At 67.3% G+C, this 19,854-nt stretch carries 23 protein-coding genes; 15 read left to right on the top strand and 8 right to left on the bottom strand.

Annotated features, from left to right (window positions below; genetic code table 11):
* The first annotated feature begins 29 nt into the window (after positions 1-29).
* From rimM to rplS, 8 genes are read left to right on the top strand one after another with little or no spacing between them, the layout of a single operon-like run.
* Positions 30-497, top strand: a complete 468-nt coding sequence (gene rimM, locus DI605_RS01400) for a ribosome maturation factor RimM (protein WP_293968194.1) — start codon at positions 30-32, stop codon at positions 495-497.
* A 29-nt stretch (positions 498-526) separates the two neighbouring features.
* The gene (locus tag DI605_RS01395) at positions 527-811 is read left to right on the top strand and encodes an AbrB/MazE/SpoVT family DNA-binding domain-containing protein (RefSeq protein WP_293968191.1); all 285 of its coding nucleotides are present in this window, start codon (positions 527-529) and stop codon (positions 809-811) included.
* Positions 812-1,201, top strand: coding sequence for a type II toxin-antitoxin system VapC family toxin (locus DI605_RS01390; protein ID WP_293968189.1), 390 nt, complete (start codon positions 812-814; stop codon positions 1,199-1,201).
* Positions 1,198-1,479: a hypothetical protein gene (locus DI605_RS01385; protein ID WP_293968187.1), complete on the top strand. Its 282-nt coding sequence runs from the start codon at positions 1,198-1,200 to the stop codon at positions 1,477-1,479. The genes DI605_RS01390 and DI605_RS01385 overlap by 4 nt, the downstream gene beginning before the upstream one ends.
* 52 nt (positions 1,480-1,531) lie before the next feature.
* Positions 1,532-3,037: a serine hydrolase gene (locus DI605_RS01380; protein WP_293968184.1), complete on the top strand. Its 1,506-nt coding sequence runs from the start codon at positions 1,532-1,534 to the stop codon at positions 3,035-3,037.
* A gap of 14 nt (positions 3,038-3,051) precedes the next feature.
* Positions 3,052-3,366: a hypothetical protein gene (locus DI605_RS01375; protein ID WP_293968181.1), complete on the top strand. Its 315-nt coding sequence runs from the start codon at positions 3,052-3,054 to the stop codon at positions 3,364-3,366.
* Positions 3,366-4,097, top strand: a complete 732-nt coding sequence (gene trmD / locus DI605_RS01370) for a tRNA (guanosine(37)-N1)-methyltransferase TrmD (protein ID WP_293968858.1) — start codon at positions 3,366-3,368, stop codon at positions 4,095-4,097. The genes DI605_RS01375 and trmD overlap by 1 nt, the downstream gene beginning before the upstream one ends.
* Before the next feature lies 1 nt (position 4,098).
* Positions 4,099-4,485, top strand: a complete 387-nt coding sequence (gene rplS, locus DI605_RS01365; RefSeq protein WP_293968178.1) for a 50S ribosomal protein L19 — start codon at positions 4,099-4,101, stop codon at positions 4,483-4,485.
* Positions 4,486-5,155: 670 nt separating this feature from the next.
* Here rplS and DI605_RS01360 read toward each other — a convergent pair.
* Both DI605_RS01360 and glpX read right to left on the bottom strand, forming a co-directional pair.
* Entirely contained in the window at positions 5,156-6,022 is an 867-nt protein-coding gene (locus DI605_RS01360) for an NAD(P)-dependent oxidoreductase (RefSeq protein ID WP_293968176.1), read from the bottom strand.
* 4 nt (positions 6,023-6,026) lie between these two features.
* On the bottom strand, positions 6,027-6,995 hold the full coding sequence (gene glpX / locus DI605_RS01355) for a class II fructose-bisphosphatase (protein ID WP_293968173.1): 969 nt from the start codon (positions 6,993-6,995) through the stop codon (positions 6,027-6,029).
* Between the two features lie 280 nt (positions 6,996-7,275).
* On the opposite strand from glpX, the gene DI605_RS01350 reads away from it, so the two are divergent.
* From DI605_RS01350 to DI605_RS01340, 3 genes are all read left to right on the top strand, one after another.
* Positions 7,276-7,713: a hypothetical protein gene (locus tag DI605_RS01350; protein WP_293968171.1), complete on the top strand. Its 438-nt coding sequence runs from the start codon at positions 7,276-7,278 to the stop codon at positions 7,711-7,713.
* Between the two features lie 94 nt (positions 7,714-7,807).
* Entirely contained in the window at positions 7,808-8,362 is a 555-nt protein-coding gene (locus tag DI605_RS01345) for a hypothetical protein (RefSeq protein WP_293968168.1), read from the top strand.
* 65 nt (positions 8,363-8,427) lie between these two features.
* On the top strand, positions 8,428-8,826 hold the full coding sequence (locus DI605_RS01340; RefSeq protein ID WP_293968165.1) for a hypothetical protein: 399 nt from the start codon (positions 8,428-8,430) through the stop codon (positions 8,824-8,826).
* Positions 8,827-8,928: 102 nt separating this feature from the next.
* Here DI605_RS01340 and DI605_RS01335 read toward each other — a convergent pair whose 3' ends face one another.
* The 3 genes from DI605_RS01335 to DI605_RS01325 form a co-directional block, all read right to left on the bottom strand.
* Positions 8,929-10,221 carry a homoserine dehydrogenase gene (locus DI605_RS01335; RefSeq protein WP_293968162.1) on the bottom strand — a complete coding sequence of 431 codons (1,293 nt, stop codon included), beginning with the start codon at positions 10,219-10,221 and terminating at the stop codon, positions 8,929-8,931.
* A gap of 148 nt (positions 10,222-10,369) precedes the next feature.
* Entirely contained in the window at positions 10,370-11,278 is a 909-nt protein-coding gene (locus DI605_RS01330; protein WP_293968158.1) for a prephenate/arogenate dehydrogenase family protein, read from the bottom strand.
* A complete protein-coding gene (locus DI605_RS01325) occupies positions 11,278-12,381 on the bottom strand; it encodes a histidinol-phosphate transaminase (RefSeq protein WP_293968156.1) in 1,104 nt (367 codons plus the stop codon). The genes DI605_RS01330 and DI605_RS01325 overlap by 1 nt, the downstream gene beginning before the upstream one ends.
* A 142-nt stretch (positions 12,382-12,523) precedes the next feature.
* Here DI605_RS01325 and DI605_RS01320 point away from each other — a divergent pair, with 142 nt between their 5' ends.
* The 3 genes from DI605_RS01320 to metW are packed head-to-tail and all read left to right on the top strand — an operon-like array spanning position 12,524 to position 14,678.
* Positions 12,524-13,657, top strand: coding sequence for a homoserine O-acetyltransferase (locus tag DI605_RS01320; protein WP_293968153.1), 1,134 nt, complete (start codon positions 12,524-12,526; stop codon positions 13,655-13,657).
* Complete coding sequence (locus DI605_RS01315; protein WP_293968151.1) at positions 13,654-14,094, top strand: GNAT family N-acetyltransferase; 441 nt, start codon at positions 13,654-13,656, stop codon at positions 14,092-14,094. Before DI605_RS01320 ends, DI605_RS01315 begins: the two co-directional genes overlap by 4 nt.
* On the top strand, positions 14,091-14,678 hold the full coding sequence (metW, locus tag DI605_RS01310) for a methionine biosynthesis protein MetW (RefSeq protein WP_293968148.1): 588 nt from the start codon (positions 14,091-14,093) through the stop codon (positions 14,676-14,678). Before DI605_RS01315 ends, metW begins: the two co-directional genes overlap by 4 nt.
* Before the next feature lie 69 nt (positions 14,679-14,747).
* Here the strand turns inward: metW and pheT are convergent, their stop codons facing one another.
* Together pheT and pheS are read right to left on the bottom strand one after the other, a co-directional pair.
* Positions 14,748-17,117: a phenylalanine--tRNA ligase subunit beta gene (pheT, locus tag DI605_RS01305; protein WP_293968145.1), complete on the bottom strand. Its 2,370-nt coding sequence runs from the start codon at positions 17,115-17,117 to the stop codon at positions 14,748-14,750.
* Positions 17,114-18,205 carry a phenylalanine--tRNA ligase subunit alpha gene (pheS, locus tag DI605_RS01300; protein ID WP_293968143.1) on the bottom strand — a complete coding sequence of 364 codons (1,092 nt, stop codon included), beginning with the start codon at positions 18,203-18,205 and terminating at the stop codon, positions 17,114-17,116. The genes pheT and pheS overlap by 4 nt, the downstream gene beginning before the upstream one ends.
* Positions 18,206-18,348: 143 nt before the next feature.
* Between pheS and DI605_RS01295 the strand changes: the two genes are divergently transcribed.
* Positions 18,349-19,407 carry an acyltransferase gene (locus tag DI605_RS01295; RefSeq protein ID WP_293968140.1) on the top strand — a complete coding sequence of 353 codons (1,059 nt, stop codon included), beginning with the start codon at positions 18,349-18,351 and terminating at the stop codon, positions 19,405-19,407.
* A gap of 67 nt (positions 19,408-19,474) precedes the next feature.
* Here the strand turns inward: DI605_RS01295 and rplT are convergent, their stop codons facing one another.
* A complete protein-coding gene (gene rplT / locus DI605_RS01290; RefSeq protein WP_293968137.1) occupies positions 19,475-19,852 on the bottom strand; it encodes a 50S ribosomal protein L20 in 378 nt (125 codons plus the stop codon).
* Positions 19,853-19,854: the final 2 nt, after the last annotated feature.

The following is a 19,854-nucleotide window of genomic DNA, read 5'->3' as shown; positions in this document are numbered from 1 at the left end:
CGCCCGCCGCCGCTGCCGTGGGCGAGCGGATGGTGACCTTGGCCGTCATCATCGGCGCGCACGGCATCGCCGGCGAATGCCGCCTGAAGCTCTTCACGGATGATCTGAAGGCTTATCCCGGCGTGCGCGCGGGCGGGCGCGATCTGCGCCTTTTGTCGCTGCGCCATGGCGCCAACGGGGCGATCGCCCGGTTCGAGGGCATCGGGGATCGCAACGCCGCCGAATTGCTGCGCGGCACCGAGCTTTCCGTGCCTCGTTCCGCTTTGCCCACGCTGGGGCCAGGCGAATATTATCATGCCGATCTGATCGGCCTTCCGTGCCTCTCGGATACGGGAGAAGCGCTGGGCCGTGTCGTCGCGGTCGAGAATTTCGGCGCGGGCGACGTGATCGAGATCGGCCGGGAGGGCGGCGGCACCTTCATGGTGCCGATGAACAAGGATGCCGTGCCCGACTGGAATGACGAACGCCTCGTGGTGGACGCCGCCTTCATCGCCTAGTATATACGCCCGTATATACGGAGGCTCGCATGAGCGAGGAATATCGCGCGAAGGTCTTCAAGTCCGGCAATTCGCTCGCGCTGCGTCTCCCCAAGGCACTGGGCTTCCAGGAAGGCGCGGAGATGCTGCTTCGCGAAGAACAGGGTCGCTATGTGGTCGAGCCCGCGGAGCGACCGAAGCGCAAGATCAATCTCGATGGTCTTGCCGGTTCCATGCCCGGATTGCGGCCTTTCGAGCCGGAGGAGCGCGAGTTCGAGGAGCCGCCGCGCATCTGGGACGATGCCGATTGGCCGGGCTGGAAGGCGATCCGCTAGGTGCGATATCTGCTGGATGCCGACGCGTGCATAGCTTTGCTGGCCGGGCAGGATAATCTGGTGCGGCGGGCCTCCGAGTGTGATGAGGATGATTTCGTCATTTCGGCCATCGCCTTCGCGGAGGTTGCCCGCGGAAGCGGGAATGGCACGGCGCCGCCCGTCTCGATGCTGGATGTGCTTCGGCAGCGAATACCCGTCATGCCGTTCGACGAGCTGGCGGCGCAGCACTATGCGATGCTGCCGTTCAGGCGCGGAAGCTATGATCGGCTGATCGCGGCTCATGCTTTGTCGCTCGGATTGACGCTCGTCACGGGCAACGAACGCGATTTCGCCGACATGCCCGGCCTCAAGGTCGAAAACTGGACGCTGCCCCCGGAGCCAATTGCGTGACGCTCGACACCTTCTTCCTGCTGCTCGTGCCCACCTATCTCGTGCTGATCGCCTATGGGCAGGTTGGCGCGCGCAAGCGGAGGCTTTCGGCGCGCGCGCGCGCGATCGCGGCGGTGCTGCGTGTCGCTTTGCCGCCGGTCGCCCTCGTCGCGGTCTTGCTGTGGGAGGGCGATCCGGCCCTGTCCCACGCCTGGCTGCCGGTCGTGGCGGGAATGGCGGCGGCGGGCGCGGTCGTCGCGGCACTGGTCGAGTTCGTCGCGCCGAAGGTGGGCGCGTGACCGGCGCCGTGTGAGATCCTATCGTCTTTCGATCATGGCAGGGGGAAACGGCATGCTTCGGCAGCTCATGGCATTCGTCGCGATGGCGATCGGATGTGGCACAACGGCCGCCGCGGCCGCGCCGGACGGGATCGGGCCGGACAAGGCGGCGCTCGCCGAAGTGGATCGCATCTTCGATCATTGGGCGATCGATGCGCATGTGCCGGGGCTCGTCTATGGCCTCGTTGTCGATGGCAAGCTCGTCCATGTGCGGGGCGTCGGCGTGCAGGATGTCGTCTCGAAAAAGCCCGTCTCGCCTGACAGCCTGTTTCGCATCGCCTCCATGTCCAAGGCGTTCACCGCGCTCGCCATCCTGAAGCTGCGCGATGAAGGCAGGATCGTGCTGGATGCGCCGGCCGAAACCTATGTGCCCGAGCTGAAGGGCTGGAAATATCCCACGGCCGACAGCCCGAAGATCACGGTGCGCAACCTGCTCACCCACTCGGCCGGCTTCGTCGAGGATAATCCCTGGGGTGATCGCCAGCAGGTGATGCCCGAAGCGGAGTTCACCGCCGTGCTGAAGGCGGGCGTGCCTTTCGCCCGCGCGCCGGGTGTGAGCATGGAATATTCGAATTTCGGCTATGCCACGCTCGGGCGGATCGTCTCGAACGTCTCGGGTGTCCGCTACGAGGAGTATATCCGCCGCAATTTCATGATTCCGCTCGGCATGGCGTCCACGGGTTATGACGTCTTCGCCTCGCCCGCCTCCGCCCGCGCGATCGGCTATCGCTGGCAGGACAATGGCTATGTCCGCGAGCCGGATATGAAGGATGGCGCGTTCGGTGCCATGGGCGGCGTCGAGACCAGCGCGAACGATTATGCGAAATGGGTGGAATTCCTGCTCTCCGCCTGGCCCGCGCGCGATGGGGTCGACACCGGTCCGGTCGGGCGCGCCACCGTGCGCGAGATCGTGACCGGCGCGAACTTCGCCACGGCGGCGATGCGCAATCCCGCGATCGGCGGCGCGCCCTGCCGGCAGGCGGTGGCCTATGGCATGGCGTGGCGCGTGATCGACGATTGCGATCTGGGCCGTGTCGTCACGCATACGGGCGGCTATCCCGGCTATGGATCGGTGGTGATGCTGCTGCCCGAAAAGGGCGTCGGCCTCTTCGCCTTCGCCAGCAAGACCTATGGCGGCGCCTCGCTGCCCGCCTTCCGCGCGATGCTGGCCCTGAACAAGGCCGGCGCGCTCCAGGATCGCGGGACGGAGGTGAGCCCCGGTCTCGCCTCGGCCTATGATGCGGCGCGCGCGGTATGGCGGACGGGCGCGATCGAAAGCGCGCCGCTTGCCAACAACATGCTGATGGATCGCGATGCGCCGCGCTGGAAGGCGCTGATCGAGGGGCTGAAGGCACAGGTTGGCACGTGCGATATGGATGCGCCGATCACGCCTTACTGGGCGATGGAGGGCCGCTTCCTGTGGACCTGCGAACATGGCCGGATCGCCGGCCGCGTCCAGCGTGCGCCAACGCCCGCGGTGACGCTGCAGGCGCTGGAATTCGCGGTGCAGGCGCCTTGAGGAGATAAGGTGCCTTGTTCGATCTCGCGATATTATGTCTGGTGTGCGTGGTTCCGACGATCGGGTTCGCGTTTCTGATCGATCGCAGGCGACCTTCATGGAGCTTCGCCAAGACCGCATTCGTCGCTGCGATCCCCTTGCCGCTCCTGGTATCGCTGCTTTTGATCTACATCATCGTAGATGCAGCCCGCACGCCATTCGAGAAATGCGGTGTGGATGCCTGCGCAATGGCGATCGCCTTCTCGGCTGTGGGCATCATATACTGTCTCGCCGCTTATTTTGTGGCGGCTATCATTGCGGCGATTGTTCTGCGTAAGCGGCTCGGGTGATGACCTTCTCCGCCACCGTCCTCACCCTTTATCCCGAGATGTTTCCCGGCCCGTTGGGGCTGAGCCTTGCCGGGCGGGCGCTGGCGGAGGGGCGCTGGAGCATCGATCCGGTGCAGATCCGCGATTTCGCGACGGACAGGCATCGCTCGGTGGATGATACGCCGGCCGGCGGCGGATCGGGCATGGTGCTCCGCGCCGATGTGGTGGCGGCCGCGATCGATGCCACGGCCAAGCCCGGCGTGCCCCTGCTGGCGATGACGCCACGCGGGAAGCCACTCACGCAGGAGCGTGTCCGCAGCCTCGCCGCCGGGCCGGGCGTCGCGATTCTCTGCGGCCGATTCGAGGGATTCGACCAGCGCCTGTTCGAGGCGCGCGCGATCGAGGAGGTTTCGATCGGCGATTATGTGCTTTCCGGGGGCGAAACCGCCGCGATCGTGCTGCTGGATGCTTGCGTCAGGCTGCTTCCCGGAGTAATGGGCGCCGCTTCGAGCGGAGACGAGGAAAGCTTCGAAGCGGGCCTCCTCGAATATCCGCATTATACCCGACCGCAAATGTGGGAGGGCCGCACGATCCCCGAAGTGCTGCGATCGGGGGATCATGCGGCGATCAAGGCATGGCGTCAGTCCATGGCCGAGATCGATACACGGCTAAGGCGGCCGGATCTTTGGGAGCGCCATATCGGCGCTCGGGTCCAGTCGCCCTCTGGCGCGCGGCAGAAGAAGGACGAATGAGATGAACCTCATCCAGCAGCTCGAGGCCGAGCAGATCGCGGCGCTGACCGCCAAGCGCGCCATTCCCGAATTCCGCCCCGGCGATACGCTGAAGGTCGGCGTGAAGGTCGTCGAAGGCGAGCGCACCCGCGTCCAGTCCTATGAGGGCGTGTGCATCGCGCGCTCGAACAAGGGCATGGGCTCCTCGTTCACCGTGCGGAAGATCTCGTTCGGTGAGGGCGTCGAGCGCGTCTTCCCGCTCTATTCGCCGAACATCGATTCGATTGACGTGGTCCGCAAGGGCGTCGTCCGTCGCGCGAAGCTTTATTATCTGCGTGGTCGCACCGGCAAGTCGGCCCGTATCGCCGAGCGTCGCGACAATCGCGAGAAGGCCGTGGCTGAGGCGTAAGCCAGGGATCGGGGCTGGTTCGGCCGGTCCCTTTTTCCGCCACCGGGCTGGTCGTTCCGGTCCGTCAGGCAAAAGAGAAGGCGCCGTCGCGGTCATCCGCGGGCGCCTTTTTCATGTCCGTTGGTCTTTTTGCAGCGGGTGCGGGGATTCCGCATCGTGCCCTTCGAAAAAGCTTTCGGGGCGGGACGGTCCCGAAGGCCGTCGACCGCTCCGCATCCTCGCCTCAGGCGGCGAAGATCGCTCCAACCACCAGCGCCTGCGCGGCAACCGCGATCAGGATGGAGGTGGCAGCTTCGAACTTGAACACGTTAAATCTCCCCAAGGGTGCAAAATAGGCCGCATGCTTGTGCGGTGCCGCGCAGATAGGGATTAAACGCTTAATCGCAACTTAATAACGGTTCGGCGCACATTGCAAAATATGCAAGTTATCATGCAACATCTAAAATACTGATTTTCCTGTATTTTATATTTTGTCCGAAAATATCGCGGGATGCGCGCCAAAGCGTAATATTGCTGCGCTGCGGCACGCCCAGTCATGCTTTTGATGCGAGCGGGGCAACGGGATGGCCGGAGCTGCCGCGATCCGATCGCTCCGGATCGTCGCCTCCCATTTCGCCATTTTCCGTGCCGTCCGAGGCGACGGGCTCAGCCTGAGCCCCGCGAAATCGCCCTACAGGCCGGCATTGTCCCCGATCGCCTTGCCGATCGCGGCCCAATCGATATCGTCGCCGTCGCGCGCGATCGTCTGCAGCAGGTGATCGCGGATGATGCCCAGCAGTGGCATCGGCACGCGCGCGCCATTCGCCGCCTCGGCCACCAGGTTCATGTCCTTCAGGCCCAGCGGCGCGGGAAAGCCGGCGGGGCGGAAGGCGCCCTCGATCAGTGCCGGCCCGTAATTGCGGTAAACCGGGGCGCCGAAGAGCGTGCCCGTCAGAACATCGAACAGGATCTGCCTGTCGAGCCCGTTCTTGGCGGCGAGCGCCATCGCTTCGCCCATCGCCTCGATCGCGGACATGATCATGAAATTGCCGCACAGCTTCACGAGGTTTGCGGTCGCCTGATCCTCGCCCGCCACGAAGGTGCGCTGGCCGATCGCATCGAAGATCGGCTGGGCGAAAGCGATGCTCGCTGGGGCACCACCCGCCACGATATTGAGTTGAGCCGCCTCGGCGGCCGGAGGACGCCCGAAGACGGGCGCGGAAACATAGCGCTCACCCTGCACTTCGGTCAGGCGCCGGGCGAGCGCGAGGCTGATCGTGCTGAGGCCGACATGGATCGGCGCGGCCTTGGCCGAAAGCAGGCCTTGCGCCCCGAAGACGACGGCCTCCACCGCGCGATCGTCCGCCAGCATGGTCAGCACGATCTCGGCCCCTGTCGCCGCCTCGGCCGGGGAGGACGCGCTTCCGGCGCCGGCCTCCACCAGCGACGCGGCCTTGTCCGGAGATCGGTTCCAGACGGTCAGCGCATGCCCGGCCTTGAGGATGTTGCGCGCGATCGCGCCCCCCATATTGCCCAGGCCGAGGAGCGCGACGCGCATCGGATCAGCGCCGGTGCTCGCCCCTGACGCGGCGCACGGTGCCGGAGCTGGCGCGCATCACGATGCTCTCGGTGGTGAGGAAGCCCTTGCGCACCTTCACGCCTTCCAGCAGCGAACCATCCGTCACGCCGGTGGCGGCAAAGATGGCGTCGCCCTTCACCAGATCCTCCAGCTCATAGATCTTGTCGAGATCGGTCACGCCCCACTTGGCGGCGCGGCCGCGCTCGTCATCGTTGCGGAACAGGAGCTTGCCCTGGAACTGGCCGCCGACGCAGGCGAGCGCGGCCGCGGCCAGCACGCCTTCCGGCGCGCCACCCGAGCCGAAATAGATGTCGATCGTCGTATCGGGATTGGTGCAGGCGATCACGCCCGCTACGTCGCCATCGGGGATCAGCATGATGCCCACGCCCAGCGCGCGCAGTTCGGCGATCAGCGCATCGTGGCGCGGCCGATCGAGCACGCAGGCGATGATCTCGTTCGGTGCGACGCCCTTGGCGGCGGCCAGCGCCTTGATATTCTCGGTCGGTGTCTTGGTGAGGCTGACGAGGCCCTTCTCATAGCCCGGCCCGATGGCGAGCTTTTCCATATAGACGTCCGGCGCGTTGAGCAGGCCACCCTCTTCGGCGATGGCCAGCACGGCCAGCGCATTGGGATAGGCCTTGGCCGTGAGCGTCGTGCCCTCCAGCGGATCCAGCGCGATATCGATCCTGGGGCTGCCGGGCGAGGCCTTGCCCACTTTCTCGCCGATATAGAGCATCGGAGCCTCGTCGCGCTCGCCTTCGCCGATCACGACCGTTCCGTCGAAATCCAGCTCGTTGAAGGCTTTGCGCATCGCTTCGACGGCGGCGGCGTCGGCGGCCTTCTCGTCGCCCCGGCCGACGAGGGTGGATGCAGCGATCGCTGCGGCTTCGGTGACGCGCACCATTTCGAGAACGAGAACGCGATCGAGCGCCTTCGAAGCCGTGACTGCCACCCTTTTACTCCCTGACTGTCGGATCCCGCCGGGGATAGGACGGCCATGTTACCTTGTCGAGAAGCGCCATGCTTGACGGCGGCCCCCGATGCGCGCGAAACCGCGCAAATGCACCGGATCGCCTCCCTTCAGACGCAAGCCCGCCGCCCCGGCGGCGCGCGCGCGATCCCGTGCCGGGTGCGGCCTTCCTAGCCGCTCTTCCGCTCGACCGCCGCGACGCGACCGCCTTTCCGGCGGATGCGATCGCGCGCGCCGCCGGCTTTCCCGAACGGAGACCGACATGAGCCTTCACTATCCCGATGACGATGCGATCGCGCGTCTGGGCGAAGCCTTCCTCGCCTGCGCGCTGCCCAAGGCGGAATGGACGCACGCCGCCCATTTCGCCACGACCCTGTGGTTGTTGCGCCGCCAGCCGGAAATCGTGCCCGAGCGCGACTTGCCGGCGCTGATCCGCGCCTACAACGCCTCGGTCGGGGGCGTGAATGACGATCACAATGGCTATCATGAGACGATCACGCGGGCCTCGATCCGCGCGGCCCGCTCTTTCCTCGCCGGGCGGTCGGGGGATGAGCCGCTGCATGAGGCCGTGGATGTGCTGATGGCGGGCCCGCTCGGCCGATCCGACTGGCCGCTGACATACTGGACACGCGACAGCCTCTTTTCGGTCGAGGCCCGGCGTGGCTGGATCGCCCCCGATCTTGCGGCGTTTCCTTCCTAGCGTTCGATTCCCGTGCATTCGGACGTCGCGTTTCAGGCTAATTCAGCCTGGGGGGTGCAAGGTCGGGCCGATGATGTCGAGGTCGAGAAGCCGGATGCGGATCGTGCCGCTGCTGATCGCGCTGGCGGGCGCGGCTCCGGCGCTCGCCAGCGTGGTGGGGCCGCCGGTCCCTGTCGTGCCGAAGCAGACGCCTTTCCAGCAGGCGGTGGCCTTCGCGCATCGCGACGATCCGATTCCGCCGGCGCCCACGCCCGTCAGCTGCAAGAATGCGAAGGGCGAAACCAGCACGGCCTGCGGCGTGAAGGAAGGTGCTCGCCCGCCATCCATGCCCTGCCGCCGCAAGGATGGGGAGATCGTGGTCTGCGCGATCGTCGGCCGCTCGCCCGATCGCATTCCGCTGCCCGATGAGCGCGGCCCCGCCCACCATCCCGGCGAGTTCGCGAAAGCCGATGTCGGGCAGGGGCCGTTCCCGCCGAGGCCCGGCCTCACGCTCATCACCTTCGGCATGAGCAAGGCCGCGAAGGTGCGGAACGAGACGCTGAAGATGATTTATGCGAAGGAAGCCGCCGAGCAGGCCGCGGCCGATCGCGCCGCGCGTCAGGCCGAAGTGGATCAGGCCGCGCTCGACGCTGCCGCCGCACCGGAATAAGCGCGCTCTTTCGAAGCGCTCCGTTCTGCCCCATGCTGGGCAGGGATTTGGAAGGGCGGTGCGCGATGCGAATGGTTGCGATGATCGTCGCGCTCGGGATGGCCGTCTCGGCATCCGCCCAGACCTCCGGCCCGCCCGCGCCGGTCGCCGCAAAGACGAGCCCGGCGGAACAGGCGATCGATGCCTATCAGAAGAGCGAGCAGCCTCGTGCCGCTCCGGCGTCCGCGCGCTGCCGGCCTCGGGGAGGGGGCGATGCAATCACCGTCTGTGGCGTCCGGGAAGGCGCGCGGGCACCCCTGCCCAACGATCAGAGCATCCGCGATGGCGCGCGCACGGCGACAGGCGAACTGCCGTCGACGGCGGGCATTCACTATACCAACCCGGTCGGCATCATGCCGCGCACGGGCGCGCAGGTGACGCTGCGGGGCGATGGCAAGATCAAGGCCAAGGGGATGGGCCAGTAGCGACCGGACAGGTCACGTTCGGCATCGCAGCGGCGCTCCCGTTCCGGCGGTGCGGACCGGCATCGCCCCCGCGAAGCAACGTTCGGCGCCCGGGGACTGGCTTCAAGCCTCCAGGATGTGCATCCACATCGGCGCGGCCGTGAGGCTGGGGGAGCCTTCCAGCTTCTCCAGCGCATGGGCCACCGAACGCTCCGGTCCCTCGTGCGTGACGAGCACGATCAGCACGCCGCCGTCGGCGGCCGGCCCGCGCTGGATGAGGCTTTCGATCGAGACGCCGGCATCGCGCATCGCGGCGGTCAGCTCGGCCAGCACGCCGGGCTTGTCGACCACGGTGAAGCGCAGATAGGCACGGCCAAGTCGCTCGCCCGCGGGGGCCGCGGGCATCGCGGCGAGGCTGGCGACCGGCATGCCGAAGGCCGGGCCATATTCGCCGCGCGCGATATCGATCAGGTCCGCCACCACGGCGCTTGCGGTCGGGCCTTCGCCCGCGCCCCGGCCCTGGAAGAGAAGCCGGCCCACATAATTGCCCTCGGCCACCACCGCGTTCAGCGATCCGGTGACGTGCGCCAGCGGATGATCGACCGGCACAAGGCAGGGGTGGACGCGCTGGACGAGCCCCTTGGCCGTCGCTTCGCCCAGGCCGACGAGCCGGATCTTGAAGCCGAGCGCGGCCGCCTCGGCGATGTCGGCGGCCTTGACATCGCGTATGCCGGTGATTGCCACCGATCCGAAATCCACCTTCGCCCCGAAGGCGAGGCTGGCGAGGATCGAAAGCTTGTGCGCGGCATCCACGCCATCGATGTCGAAGCTGGGATCCGCTTCTGCATAGCCCAGCGCCTGCGCCTCCGCGAGCACGTCGCCGAAGTCGCGGCCGGCGCTCTCCATCGTCGAGAGGATATAGTTGCAGGTGCCGTTGAGGATGCCGAAGACGTGCTGGATCTCGTTGGCGGCGGCGCCTTCGCGCAGCCCCTTGATGACGGGGATGCCGCCCGCCACCGCCGCTTCATATTTGAGCGCCACGCCTTTGGCCTCGGCGGCATCCGCCAGCTCCAGCCCGTGATGCGCGAGCATCGCCTTGTTGGCGGTGACGAAGCTCTTGCCGCCGGCCAGCGTCGCGCGGGCGAGCGTCAGCGCCGGCCCGTCCGATCCGCCGACCAGTTCCACCACCACGTCCACATCGTCACGCGTGGCCAGATCGGCCGCATCGTCGGCCCAGGCGAAGCGGGCGATGTCCACGCCGCGATCACGGCTGCGATCGCGCGCGGAAACCGCGACGATCTCGATCGCGCGGCCGGCGCGCCGTTCGATCAGGGCGGCGTTCGTATCGAGCAGCTTCACGACGCCGGCGCCGACATTGCCGAGGCCGGCGAGCGCGATGCGGAGAGGTTTGGTCATTCCGGTCAATTCTCCAAAAACCATGTGTGCCGAGCGTCGGGCCGTGGCGCCGGGCGAGGACGAGGCGCGCATGGCCTCGCATCCCGGCTTCGCCCGATGCTGTCCATCCCTGGATTATGCCCGGGATGGATGGATCCTGTTGCCTTCTCTATTCATGGCTGCGCCCGAAATCGGGCCGCGCATCGTCCTGGCCCTGTTCGATGATCGATCGGCGGATGGCGCGGGTGCGTGTGAAGAGATCGAACAATTGCTCTCCGTCGCCCCAGCGGATCGCGCGTTGCAGCATCGTCACGTCCTCGGTCAGCCGCTGGAGGATCTCCAGCACGGCCTCGCGATTGTTCAGGAACACGTCGCGCCACATCGTGGGATCGGATGCGGCGATGCGCGTGAAATCGCGGAAGCCGCCCGCCGAATATTTGATCACCTCGCTCTGAGTCACCTCTTCCAGGTCGGATGCGGTGCCCACGATCGAATAGGCGATCAGATGCGGCACGTGGCTGGTGACGGCCAGCACCAGATCATGATGGTGGGCATCCATGATCTCCACCCGCGCGCCCAGCGCTTCCCAGAAAGCGGAGACGCGCATCACGGCGGTGGGATCGGTGTCGCCCTCGGGCGTGAGGATGCACCAGCGGCCGCGAAACAGCGTGGCGAAGCCCGAATCCGGCCCGCTATGCTCGGTGCCGGCGACGGGATGGCCCGGCACGATCACTGTGTGGGGCAATGCCTTGCGGATGGCGGTCGCCACCGAAACCTTGGCGCCGCCCACGTCGCTGACGATCGCGTCCGCCGGCAGATCCGCCGCGATCGCATGGGCGGCGGCGCCCATCGCGCCTACCGGCACGCAGAGCATCACGAGATCGGCATCGATCACCGCCGTCCCGGCCGTATCCGCGATATCGTCGCACAGATCGATCTCGCGGGCGCGGGCGCGCACGGCGGGATCGGCATCGAAGCCCGTGACGCGCACTGTCGGCATCGCCGCGCGTATGCCGCGCGCGATCGAGGAGCCGATCAGGCCCAGCCCGAGGATCGTGACCCGCGAGAAAGCCAGCATCAGGCGCCGATCTCCCCGATCATTTCGCGCAGGCCGGCGATCACGGCGCGCATCGCCGCTTCCTCGCCGATCGTGATCCGAAGCGCATGCGGCAGCCCCTGTCCGGGCAGCCAGCGCGTTGCATAGCCCCTCTCCATCAGCCCCTTGTAGGCGGTTTCGGCCGAAAGCGCGCCTTCGAACAGCACGAGCACGAAATTCGCCTTGCTGGGCACGGCGCGGAGGCCGGCATTGCCGAGGCCCGTAATCTGATCCACGAACCAGCCGCGCCAGCGATCATTGTGCGCCTTGCTGCGCGCGACGAACTCCGTGTCGCCCAGCGCCGCGATCGCCGCATCCAGCCCGCCGGTCGCGACGTTGAAGGGGGCGCGGATGCGCTGCATCGCCTCGATCACCGGCGCCGGGCCGTAGCCCCAGCCGATCCGCCCGGCCGCCAGACCGAAAATCTTCGAGAAGGTGCGCGTCACGATCACGTTCGGCTCTGTCCGCGCGAGGGCGAGGCCGCCATCCTCATCCTCGGGATCCAGATATTCGGTATAGGCCTGATCCACCACGAGCAGGCAATCCTTCGGCAGGCCGGCGTGCAGCCGGGCCAGTTCCGCGCGACTCGTATAGGTGCCGGTGGGATTGTTGGGATTCGCGACAAACACGACGCGCGTCTTCGCGGTCACGGCCGCGAGCAGCGCGTCCACGTCGGTCGCATAATCGCTGTCCGGCGCCTCGACGGGCACGGCGCCGACGCGCCGCGCCGCGATCGGATAGACGGAGAAGCCGTAGCGGACATACAGCACCTCATCGCCCACGCCGGCAAAGGCGCCGGTCGCCAGGTGGAGCACCTCGTCCGATCCGGTGCCGTGGATCAGGCGGTCCGGCTCCAGCCCGTAATGCGCGCCGATCGCGTCGCGCAGGGCGATCGCGCTGCCGTCCGGATAGATTTCCAGCGCCGCGGCGGCCGACGCAAAGGCGGCGCGCGCGGCCGGGCTGGTGCCCAGCGGATTCTCGTTGGAGGAAAGCTTCGTCATCGGGCGCCCGTCGTCGCTCGTCGAGCGGCCGGGGACGTAGGGGGCGATGGCGTCGATCCAGGGTTTGGGGGCGGGCGCGTTCATAAAGGCTCGATCTGGCGAAGGCCGCCCGTCCACGGGATGAGCGGGGGAAGAGAAGATCGTTGCGCCATTAGAGCAGCCCCGCGCAAAACCCAACCCGCCGCCCTTTGTTGACAGCGGGCTGCGCCGGACCTAGCCGCCCGCGATGCTCGCCGCTCCTGCTCTTGACGATCAGCGCTTCGGCCTCGCCCGGCGGGCGGTCCTGCCCGGGCCGCTGATGCTGGATGGCGGCGCCAGCCTCTCGCAGGTCGAGATCGCCTACGAAACCTATGGCGCGCTGAATGCCGATGCCTCGAACGCCATCCTGATCTGCCATGCGCTGACGGGCGACCAGCATGTCGCCTCGGTCCATCCGCGCACGGGCAAGCCGGGCTGGTGGTCGCGCATGGTGGGTGAGGGCAAGCCGGTCGATCCGGCGCGGCATTTCATCATCTGCGCCAATGTGCTGGGATCCTGCATGGGTTCGTCCGGCCCGGCCTCGATCGATCCCGCCACGGGCGTGCCCTATGCGATGCGCTTCCCGGTCATCACGATCCGCGACATGGTGCGCGCGCAGGCGCTGCTGCTCGATCATCTGGGCGTGTGGAATCTGGCGGCGGTGGTCGGCGGATCGATGGGCGGGATGCAGGCGCTGGAATGGGCGGCGACCTATCCGGCGCGCGTACGCTCCGCCGTGGTCATCGCCAGTGCCGCGCGCCATTCCGCCCAGAATATCGCCTTCCATGAAGTGGGGCGGCAGGCGGTGATGGCCGATCCCAACTGGCGCGGCGGCAATTATTACAAAAGCGGCGAGGGGCCCTCGGCCGGTCTCGCCGTGGCGCGGATGGCGGCGCACATCACCTATCTTTCCGAAGTGGGGCTCACGGGCAAGTTCGGCCGCCGCCTGCAGGCGCGCGAGGCGAAGACGTTCGGCTTCGACGCCGATTTCCAGGTCGAATCCTATCTGCGCCACCAGGGACTGAGCTTCGTCGATCGATTCGACGCCAACTCCTATCTCTATATCACGCGGGCGATGGACTATTTCGATCTGGCCGAGGAGCATGGCGGGCTGCTGGCCGATGCCTTCCGGGGATCGAAGACGCGTTTCTGCCTCGCCAGCTTCGACAGTGACTGGCTGTATCCCACCGCCGAATCGCGCGCGATCGTCCACGCCCTGAACGCATCGGGTGCGGCGGCGAGCTTCGTGGAACTGTCCGCGCCCTATGGGCATGACAGTTTCCTGCTCGATGTGCCGGAACTGTTCCGCGTCGTCGATGGCTTCCTGCGGGCGGACGCATGAGCATCACCCTGTCCGACGACAAGGGCCTGCTGGATGTGGCGCGCATCCATGGCTGGCTGGCGAACAGCTATTGGTCGCCGGGCATCGCCCGATCGCTCGTGGAAAAGGCGATCGCGGGATCGCACTGTATCGGCGCCTATGACGAGGCGGGCGTACAGATCGGCTTCGCCCGGATGATCACCGATCATGCGACTTTCGCCTGGCTGGCCGATGTGTTCGTGGACGAAGGCGCGCGCGGGCGGGGTGTGGGCCGCGCGATGGTCGGCTGGTTCCTCGATCACCCCGATTTCGCGGGGCTGCGCCGGATCGGCCTTGTCACCGCCGATGCGCATGGCGTGTATGAGGCGCTGGGCTTCCACGCCCCGCTGCGCCCGGATCGCCATATGGAGCGGCTCTCGCCGGATGCGGCAGCGGCGCTGCGGGAGGCCGCGCGATGAGCCTGCGCCCGGATCTCCAGATCATCGCGAACAATGTCGCGCGCGGGTCGCGCGTGCTGGACGTCGGCTGCGGCGATGGCGAGTTGATGGCATCGCTGCGCGATCTGTGCGGCGTCGATGCGCGCGGGCTGGAGCTGGATCCCGCCAATGTTTCGGCGGCGGTGGCGCGCGGGCTTTCGGTGGTGCAGGGCGATGTCGAGACCGATCTCGCTTACTACCCCGATCGCGCCTTCGATTATGCGATCCTCAGCCAGACGCTGCAAACGGCGCGCTCGCCGGATCGCGTCCTGTCCGAATTGCTGCGCATCGGCGCGCGGGCCTTCGTCTCCTTCCCCAATTTCGGCTATTGGCGGGTGCGCGCCTCCTTCCTGTTCGGCGGGCGCATGCCGGTGACGCCCGCTTTGCCGGTCAGCTGGTATGAGACGGAAAATATCCACCAGCTTACGATCGACGATTTCCGCGCCTTCATCGCGGAACGCGGCGTCACGGTGGAGGGGGAGTGGTTCCTTTCCGGCGCGCGCGGCGTGAAGGGCGCGGCGGCCAATCTGCGCGCCGAACATGCGGTGTTCCTGCTGCGGAAATGACGGTGCCACGCCCTGTCATCCTGAAACGGGTTCAGGATGACGGGTGTTTCTGAAGAAAACCGCGAACGGTCAGCCGCGCAGCCTGGCGCCCGCCTTTTCCGCCGCCGCCACGATCCTGGCCGAAATGGCCTGTAGATCGGCGTCGGTGAAGCTCTTCTCGGCCGGCTGAAGCGTTACCGCCACGGCCAGCGACGCCTCGTCCTCGCCCAGCCCCGCGCCCTCGAAGATATCGAACAGGCTGACGTCGACGATCGCGCCCTTGTCCGCGCCACGGATCGCGCGGAGCAGGCTGTCGGCCGGCATCGCGCGCGGGGCGAGGAAGGCGAAATCGCGCGTCACGGCCTGCAATGCGGGCGGCGCATAGGCCGTGCGCATCCGGCCCGCCTCGCGGCGCGCAGGGATCGCATCCAGATAGATTTCGGCCGCCACGGCCGGCCCCTCGAGATCGAGCGTCCGGAGCAGTGAGGGATGCAGTTCGCCCAGTTCCGCCAGGATCGTCTTCGGCCCCAGCCGCAGCGAGGCGGAGCGGCCCGGATGCCAGATCGATCCGGTCGCCTCCATCACCTGCAGCCGATCGGCCGGCGCACCGGCGGCGGCGAGCAGGGCCGTCACCTCGGCCTTGGCATCCAGCGCATCGAAGCCGCCGGCCTTGCCCGTGCGCCAGTCACGCGCGCCGCGCTCACCCACCAGAAGCAGGCCGAGCGTCGCGCGTTCGCCATCCTTCAGATAGCGGCGGCCGATTTCGAACAGGCGGATGCTGGTGGCGCCGCGTGCCCGGTTGCGTCGTGCCGCCGCGATCAGGCCCGGCAAAAGCGAAGGGCGCATCGCCTTCATGTCGGCGCTGATCGGATTGGCGAGCGTCCAGGCGGCGCCGCCGAAGGCGGCCGCGTCCGCCTCGGAGAGGAAGCTCCAGGTGATCGCCTCGTCTAGCCCGCGCGCGGCGGCGGCGCGGCGCATCCCGCGCTCGATCTTCTGTTCGGGCGTGGCGGTGGGCCGGGCGACCCCGTCCGGGCGGGGAAGCGCCACGGAGGGCACGCTGTCCAGCCCCTCGATGCGCACGATCTCCTCGACGATATCGGCCACGCCGTCCACGTCGCGGCGCCAGCTCGGCGCGCTGACCGTCCATGATCCGTCGACACCGAAGCCCAGGCTCTGGAGGATCGCGCGCTGGCGATCGGCCGCCACCTCGATCCCCGCGATGCGGAGCGTGGCGGCGGGATCATATTTGAACGTGTGGCGCCCGGCCGGCGGGCTGCCCGCTTCCACCACCTCGGTTGGCTTGCCGCCGCAGATTTCGATGACGAGACGCGTGGCGATGGCCAATCCGTCGCCCAGGAAGGCCGGATCCACCCCGCGCTCGAAGCGAGCCCGCGCGTCGCTGGTCAGGCCCAGCTTGCCGCCGGTGCGCGCGATCGCCTCGGGCGTGAAGTAGGCACACTCGATCAAAACGTCGGCAGTCGTCCCCGAAACGCCCGATTCCTCGCCGCCCATGATGCCGCCGATATCGTGGACATGCGCGTCGTCCGCGATCACCGTCATCGTCTCGTCGAGCGCATAGGTCTTGCCGTTGAGCGCCAGCACCGTTTCGCCCGCCTTCGCCCTGCGCGCGACGAGCCCGCCCGAAAGTTTGGCGAGATCATAGACGTGGAGCGGGCGGCCATGATCCAGCATCACATAATTGGTGATGTCGACGAGCGCCGAGATCGGGCGCTGGCCCACGGCGAGCAGGCGGCGCTGCATCCATTCGGGCGAGGCGCCGTTGGTGACGCCCATCACGGCGCGGCCGAAGAAAGCGGGGCAGCCTTCGGGATCCAGCGTGGCGATGGCGATCGGGGCGGGCGTGTCGGTGCGGAAGCCCGGCACGTCCAGCGGCTTCAGCTTGCCGAGGCCGGCGGCGGCCAGATCGCGCGCAATGCCGCGCACGCCCATGCAATCCTGACGGTTGGGCGTGATGGCGATATCGATCACCGGATCGGCAAGGCCCGCATATTCGGCGAAGGCCGTGCCCACCGGCGCATCGGCCGGCAGCTCGATGATGCCGTCATGGCCCTCACCTATCTCCAGCTCCCGGGCCGAACACATCATGCCGTTCGATTCGACGCCGCGGATCGCGGCGACGCGCAATTCCATGCCGTTGGCGGGCACAATCGCGCCAGCTTGCCCGAATACGCCGATCAGCCCGGCACGCGCATTGGGCGCTCCGCAGACGACTTGCAGCGGAACGCCATCGCCGGAATCGACCGTGAGCACCTGCAGCTTGTCCGCCTGCGGATGCGGGGCGGCGGTGAGCACGCGCGCCACGGTGAACCCGCCGAGCCTGGCCGACGGATCCTCGACGCTTTCCACCTCGAGGCCGATGCGGGTGAGCGTGTCGGCGATCACCTCCACCCCGGCATCCGTATCGAGATGCTCCTTGAGCCACGAAAGGGTGAACTTCATGCGCCCACTCCCCCGCTCAGCGTGGGAATATCCAGCGCGCGGAAGCCGTAGTGGCGCAGCCAGCGCAGATCGCCGTCGAAGAAGGCGCGCAGATCATCCATCCCATATTTGAGCATCGCCAGCCGATCGACGCCGGTGCCGAAGGCGAAACCCTGCCACTCGGCAGGGTCCAGTCCCGCGGCGGCGATCACCTTGGGGTGGACCATGCCGGAGCCCAGCACCTCCATCCAGCCGCCATTGGGGCCGTTGGGATCGCCGCCGATCACGCGGCGTCCCTTTTCGACCGAATAGCCGACGTCCACCTCCACCGAAGGCTCCGTGAAGGGGAAATACGAGGGGCGCAGCCGCAGCACGATGTCGTCGCGCTCGAAGAAAGCCTTGAGGAAGGTTTCCAGCGTCCAGCGCAGATGGCCGAGATGGATGCCGCGATCGATGACGAGGCCCTCGATCTGGTGGAACATCGGCGTGTGCGTGGCATCGCTATCCGAACGATAGACGCGGCCCGGCGCGATGATGCGGATGGGCGGCGGCGTCTGCGTCATCGTCCGGATCTGGACGGGGGAGGTGTGCGTGCGGAGCAGCATCCTGCGCCCTTCCGCGTCCACGTCCGGGAAATAGAAGGTGTCGTGCATCGCGCGCGCCGGGTGCGTTTCCGGAATGTTGAGCGCGGTGAAATTGTGCCAGTCGTCCTCGATCTCGGGTCCGGTGGCGACGGCGAAGCCCAGATCGGCGAAGATTTCCGCCAGCTCGTCCATCACCTGCGCGACCGGATGGACCGAGCCTTGCGGGCCGGTCGCCACCGGGCGCGTCATGTCCAACCGTTCGGAGGCGAGGCGCGCGCCGAGCGCGGCTTCGTCGAGCGCCGCCTTGCGGGTCGCGATCGCATCGGCCACCGCCGTGCGCAGGGCCTGAATGGCGGGTGCCTTCTCCTGCCGCTCCTCGGGCGACATCGCGCCAAGGGTCTTCAGCAGCAGGGTGATCGATCCCGATTTGCCAAGGGCCGAAACGCGCAGCGCCTCAAGGCCGGCATCGTCGGCAGCCGCAATCGCCGCGAGGAGGTCGCGTTCCGTAGTCTGTAAGTCTGTCATGGCCCGATCCGTAGTCCGGGCGCCTTTGGCATCCGGCGCCCGCCCAACGCAAGGGCTGCGCGCCCGTCCCGCGCCCCCGCGTTTGATTTATTGCCCCCCCGCCTTATGGTTTGCGGCTCGAAACGGGGTGCGGCGCAGAAACGATGAATCATATCCGTGCGCTCGATGGCCTGCGGGCGCTCGCCGTTTCGATTGTGTTCGTCGCGCATTGCGGGCTGGAGCGGCTGGTCCCCGGCGGTCTCGGCGTCACGATCTTCTTCTTCCTGAGCGGCTATCTCATAACGTCGCTGCTCCGTTCGGAAGTCGCGCAGCTCGGCAAGGTCGATCTGCGCGGCTTCTATATGCGGCGCACCCTGCGCATCTGGCCGTCCCTCTATCTTACGGTCGCCTTCACCGGGCTGGTCAGCCTGTTCATGCCGATCGATCCCCCGATCCAGGCGACGGGCGTGGTGGCGCAACTCGCCTTCCTGTCCAATTATGCCGGGCAACTGGGCCTTGGCGCCGGGGTTCCGTGGATACCGCTCTGGAGCCTGGCGGTGGAGGAGCATTTCTACCTGCTCTTTCCGATCCTGTTCGCCACGATCCTGCTTGGCCGCGCGCCGCGCACCATCGCGCTCTGGTGCGCTGTCGGCTGCCTGCTGGTGCTGGCGGTGCGGATCGTCTCCGTGCCCCTGCTGGGCGAGAATATCGGCCAGATCTATTATTGGAGCCACACCCGGATCGACAGCATCCTCTTCGGCTGTTGTCTGGCCCTGTGGCAGAATCCGGTGCTGGATGAGGCGGCGTGGCGGCCGAAGCCCTGGCATTTCGCGGCCGCCGTCGCGGTGCTGCTGCTGTGCCTGCTCGTCCGCAGCGAACTGTTCCGGCAGACGCTGCGTTACACGCTCCAGGGCGCGGCCCTGTTCGTGATCTTCTCGTTCGTGATCTGGGATCGCGGGCTGATCGCGCGCTGGCTTTCCTGTCGTCCCGCCCGGCTGATCGGGCTTTATTCCTACACGCTCTATCTGGTGCATGTGCCGATCATCGAGCTGATCCGCTTCCTGCGCCCCGGCCTGCCGATCCTGGCGATGATCCCGATCGCGGGGGTTCTCTCGATGCTCTATGCGGCCGCCATGTATCGGCTGGTGGAGGCGCCCGCCGCGCGCTGGCGTCGATCGCTGCATCGCGTGGATGCGGACGTGGACATGGTGCCCGCCGGTTGAGCGCCCAAACGAAAACGGCCCGGCTCGCAGGGAGCCGGGCCGTTCTGTTCCGTCCGTATCGGCTGGCTTACGCCGCGACGCGGGCGCCTTCCGGAAGCGCTGCCTTCGCCTGGGCGACGATCGCCGAGAAGGTGGCGCCTTCGTTCATCGCCAGATCGGCCAGAACCTTGCGGTCCAGATCGATGCCGGCCAGCTTCAGGCCGTGCATGAACACACCATAGGTGAGGCCTTCGGTGCGGACAGCGGCGTTGATGCGCTGGATCCAGAGAGCGCGGAAATTGCGCTTGTTCACCTTGCGGTCGCGATAGGCATACTGACCCGCCTTCTCCACCGCCTGGCGGGCGATACGGATCGTATTCTTGCGGCGGCCGTAATAGCCCTTCGCATCCTCAAGGATGCGCTTGTGCTTCGCGTGCGTGGTTACGCCGCGCTTGACGCGTGCCATGT

The organism is Sphingomonas sp. (assembly GCF_003248515.1).
Classification (GTDB): Bacteria; Pseudomonadota; Alphaproteobacteria; order Sphingomonadales; family Sphingomonadaceae; genus Sphingomonas_I.
This window is presented reverse-complemented; position numbering and strand designations above follow the sequence as displayed.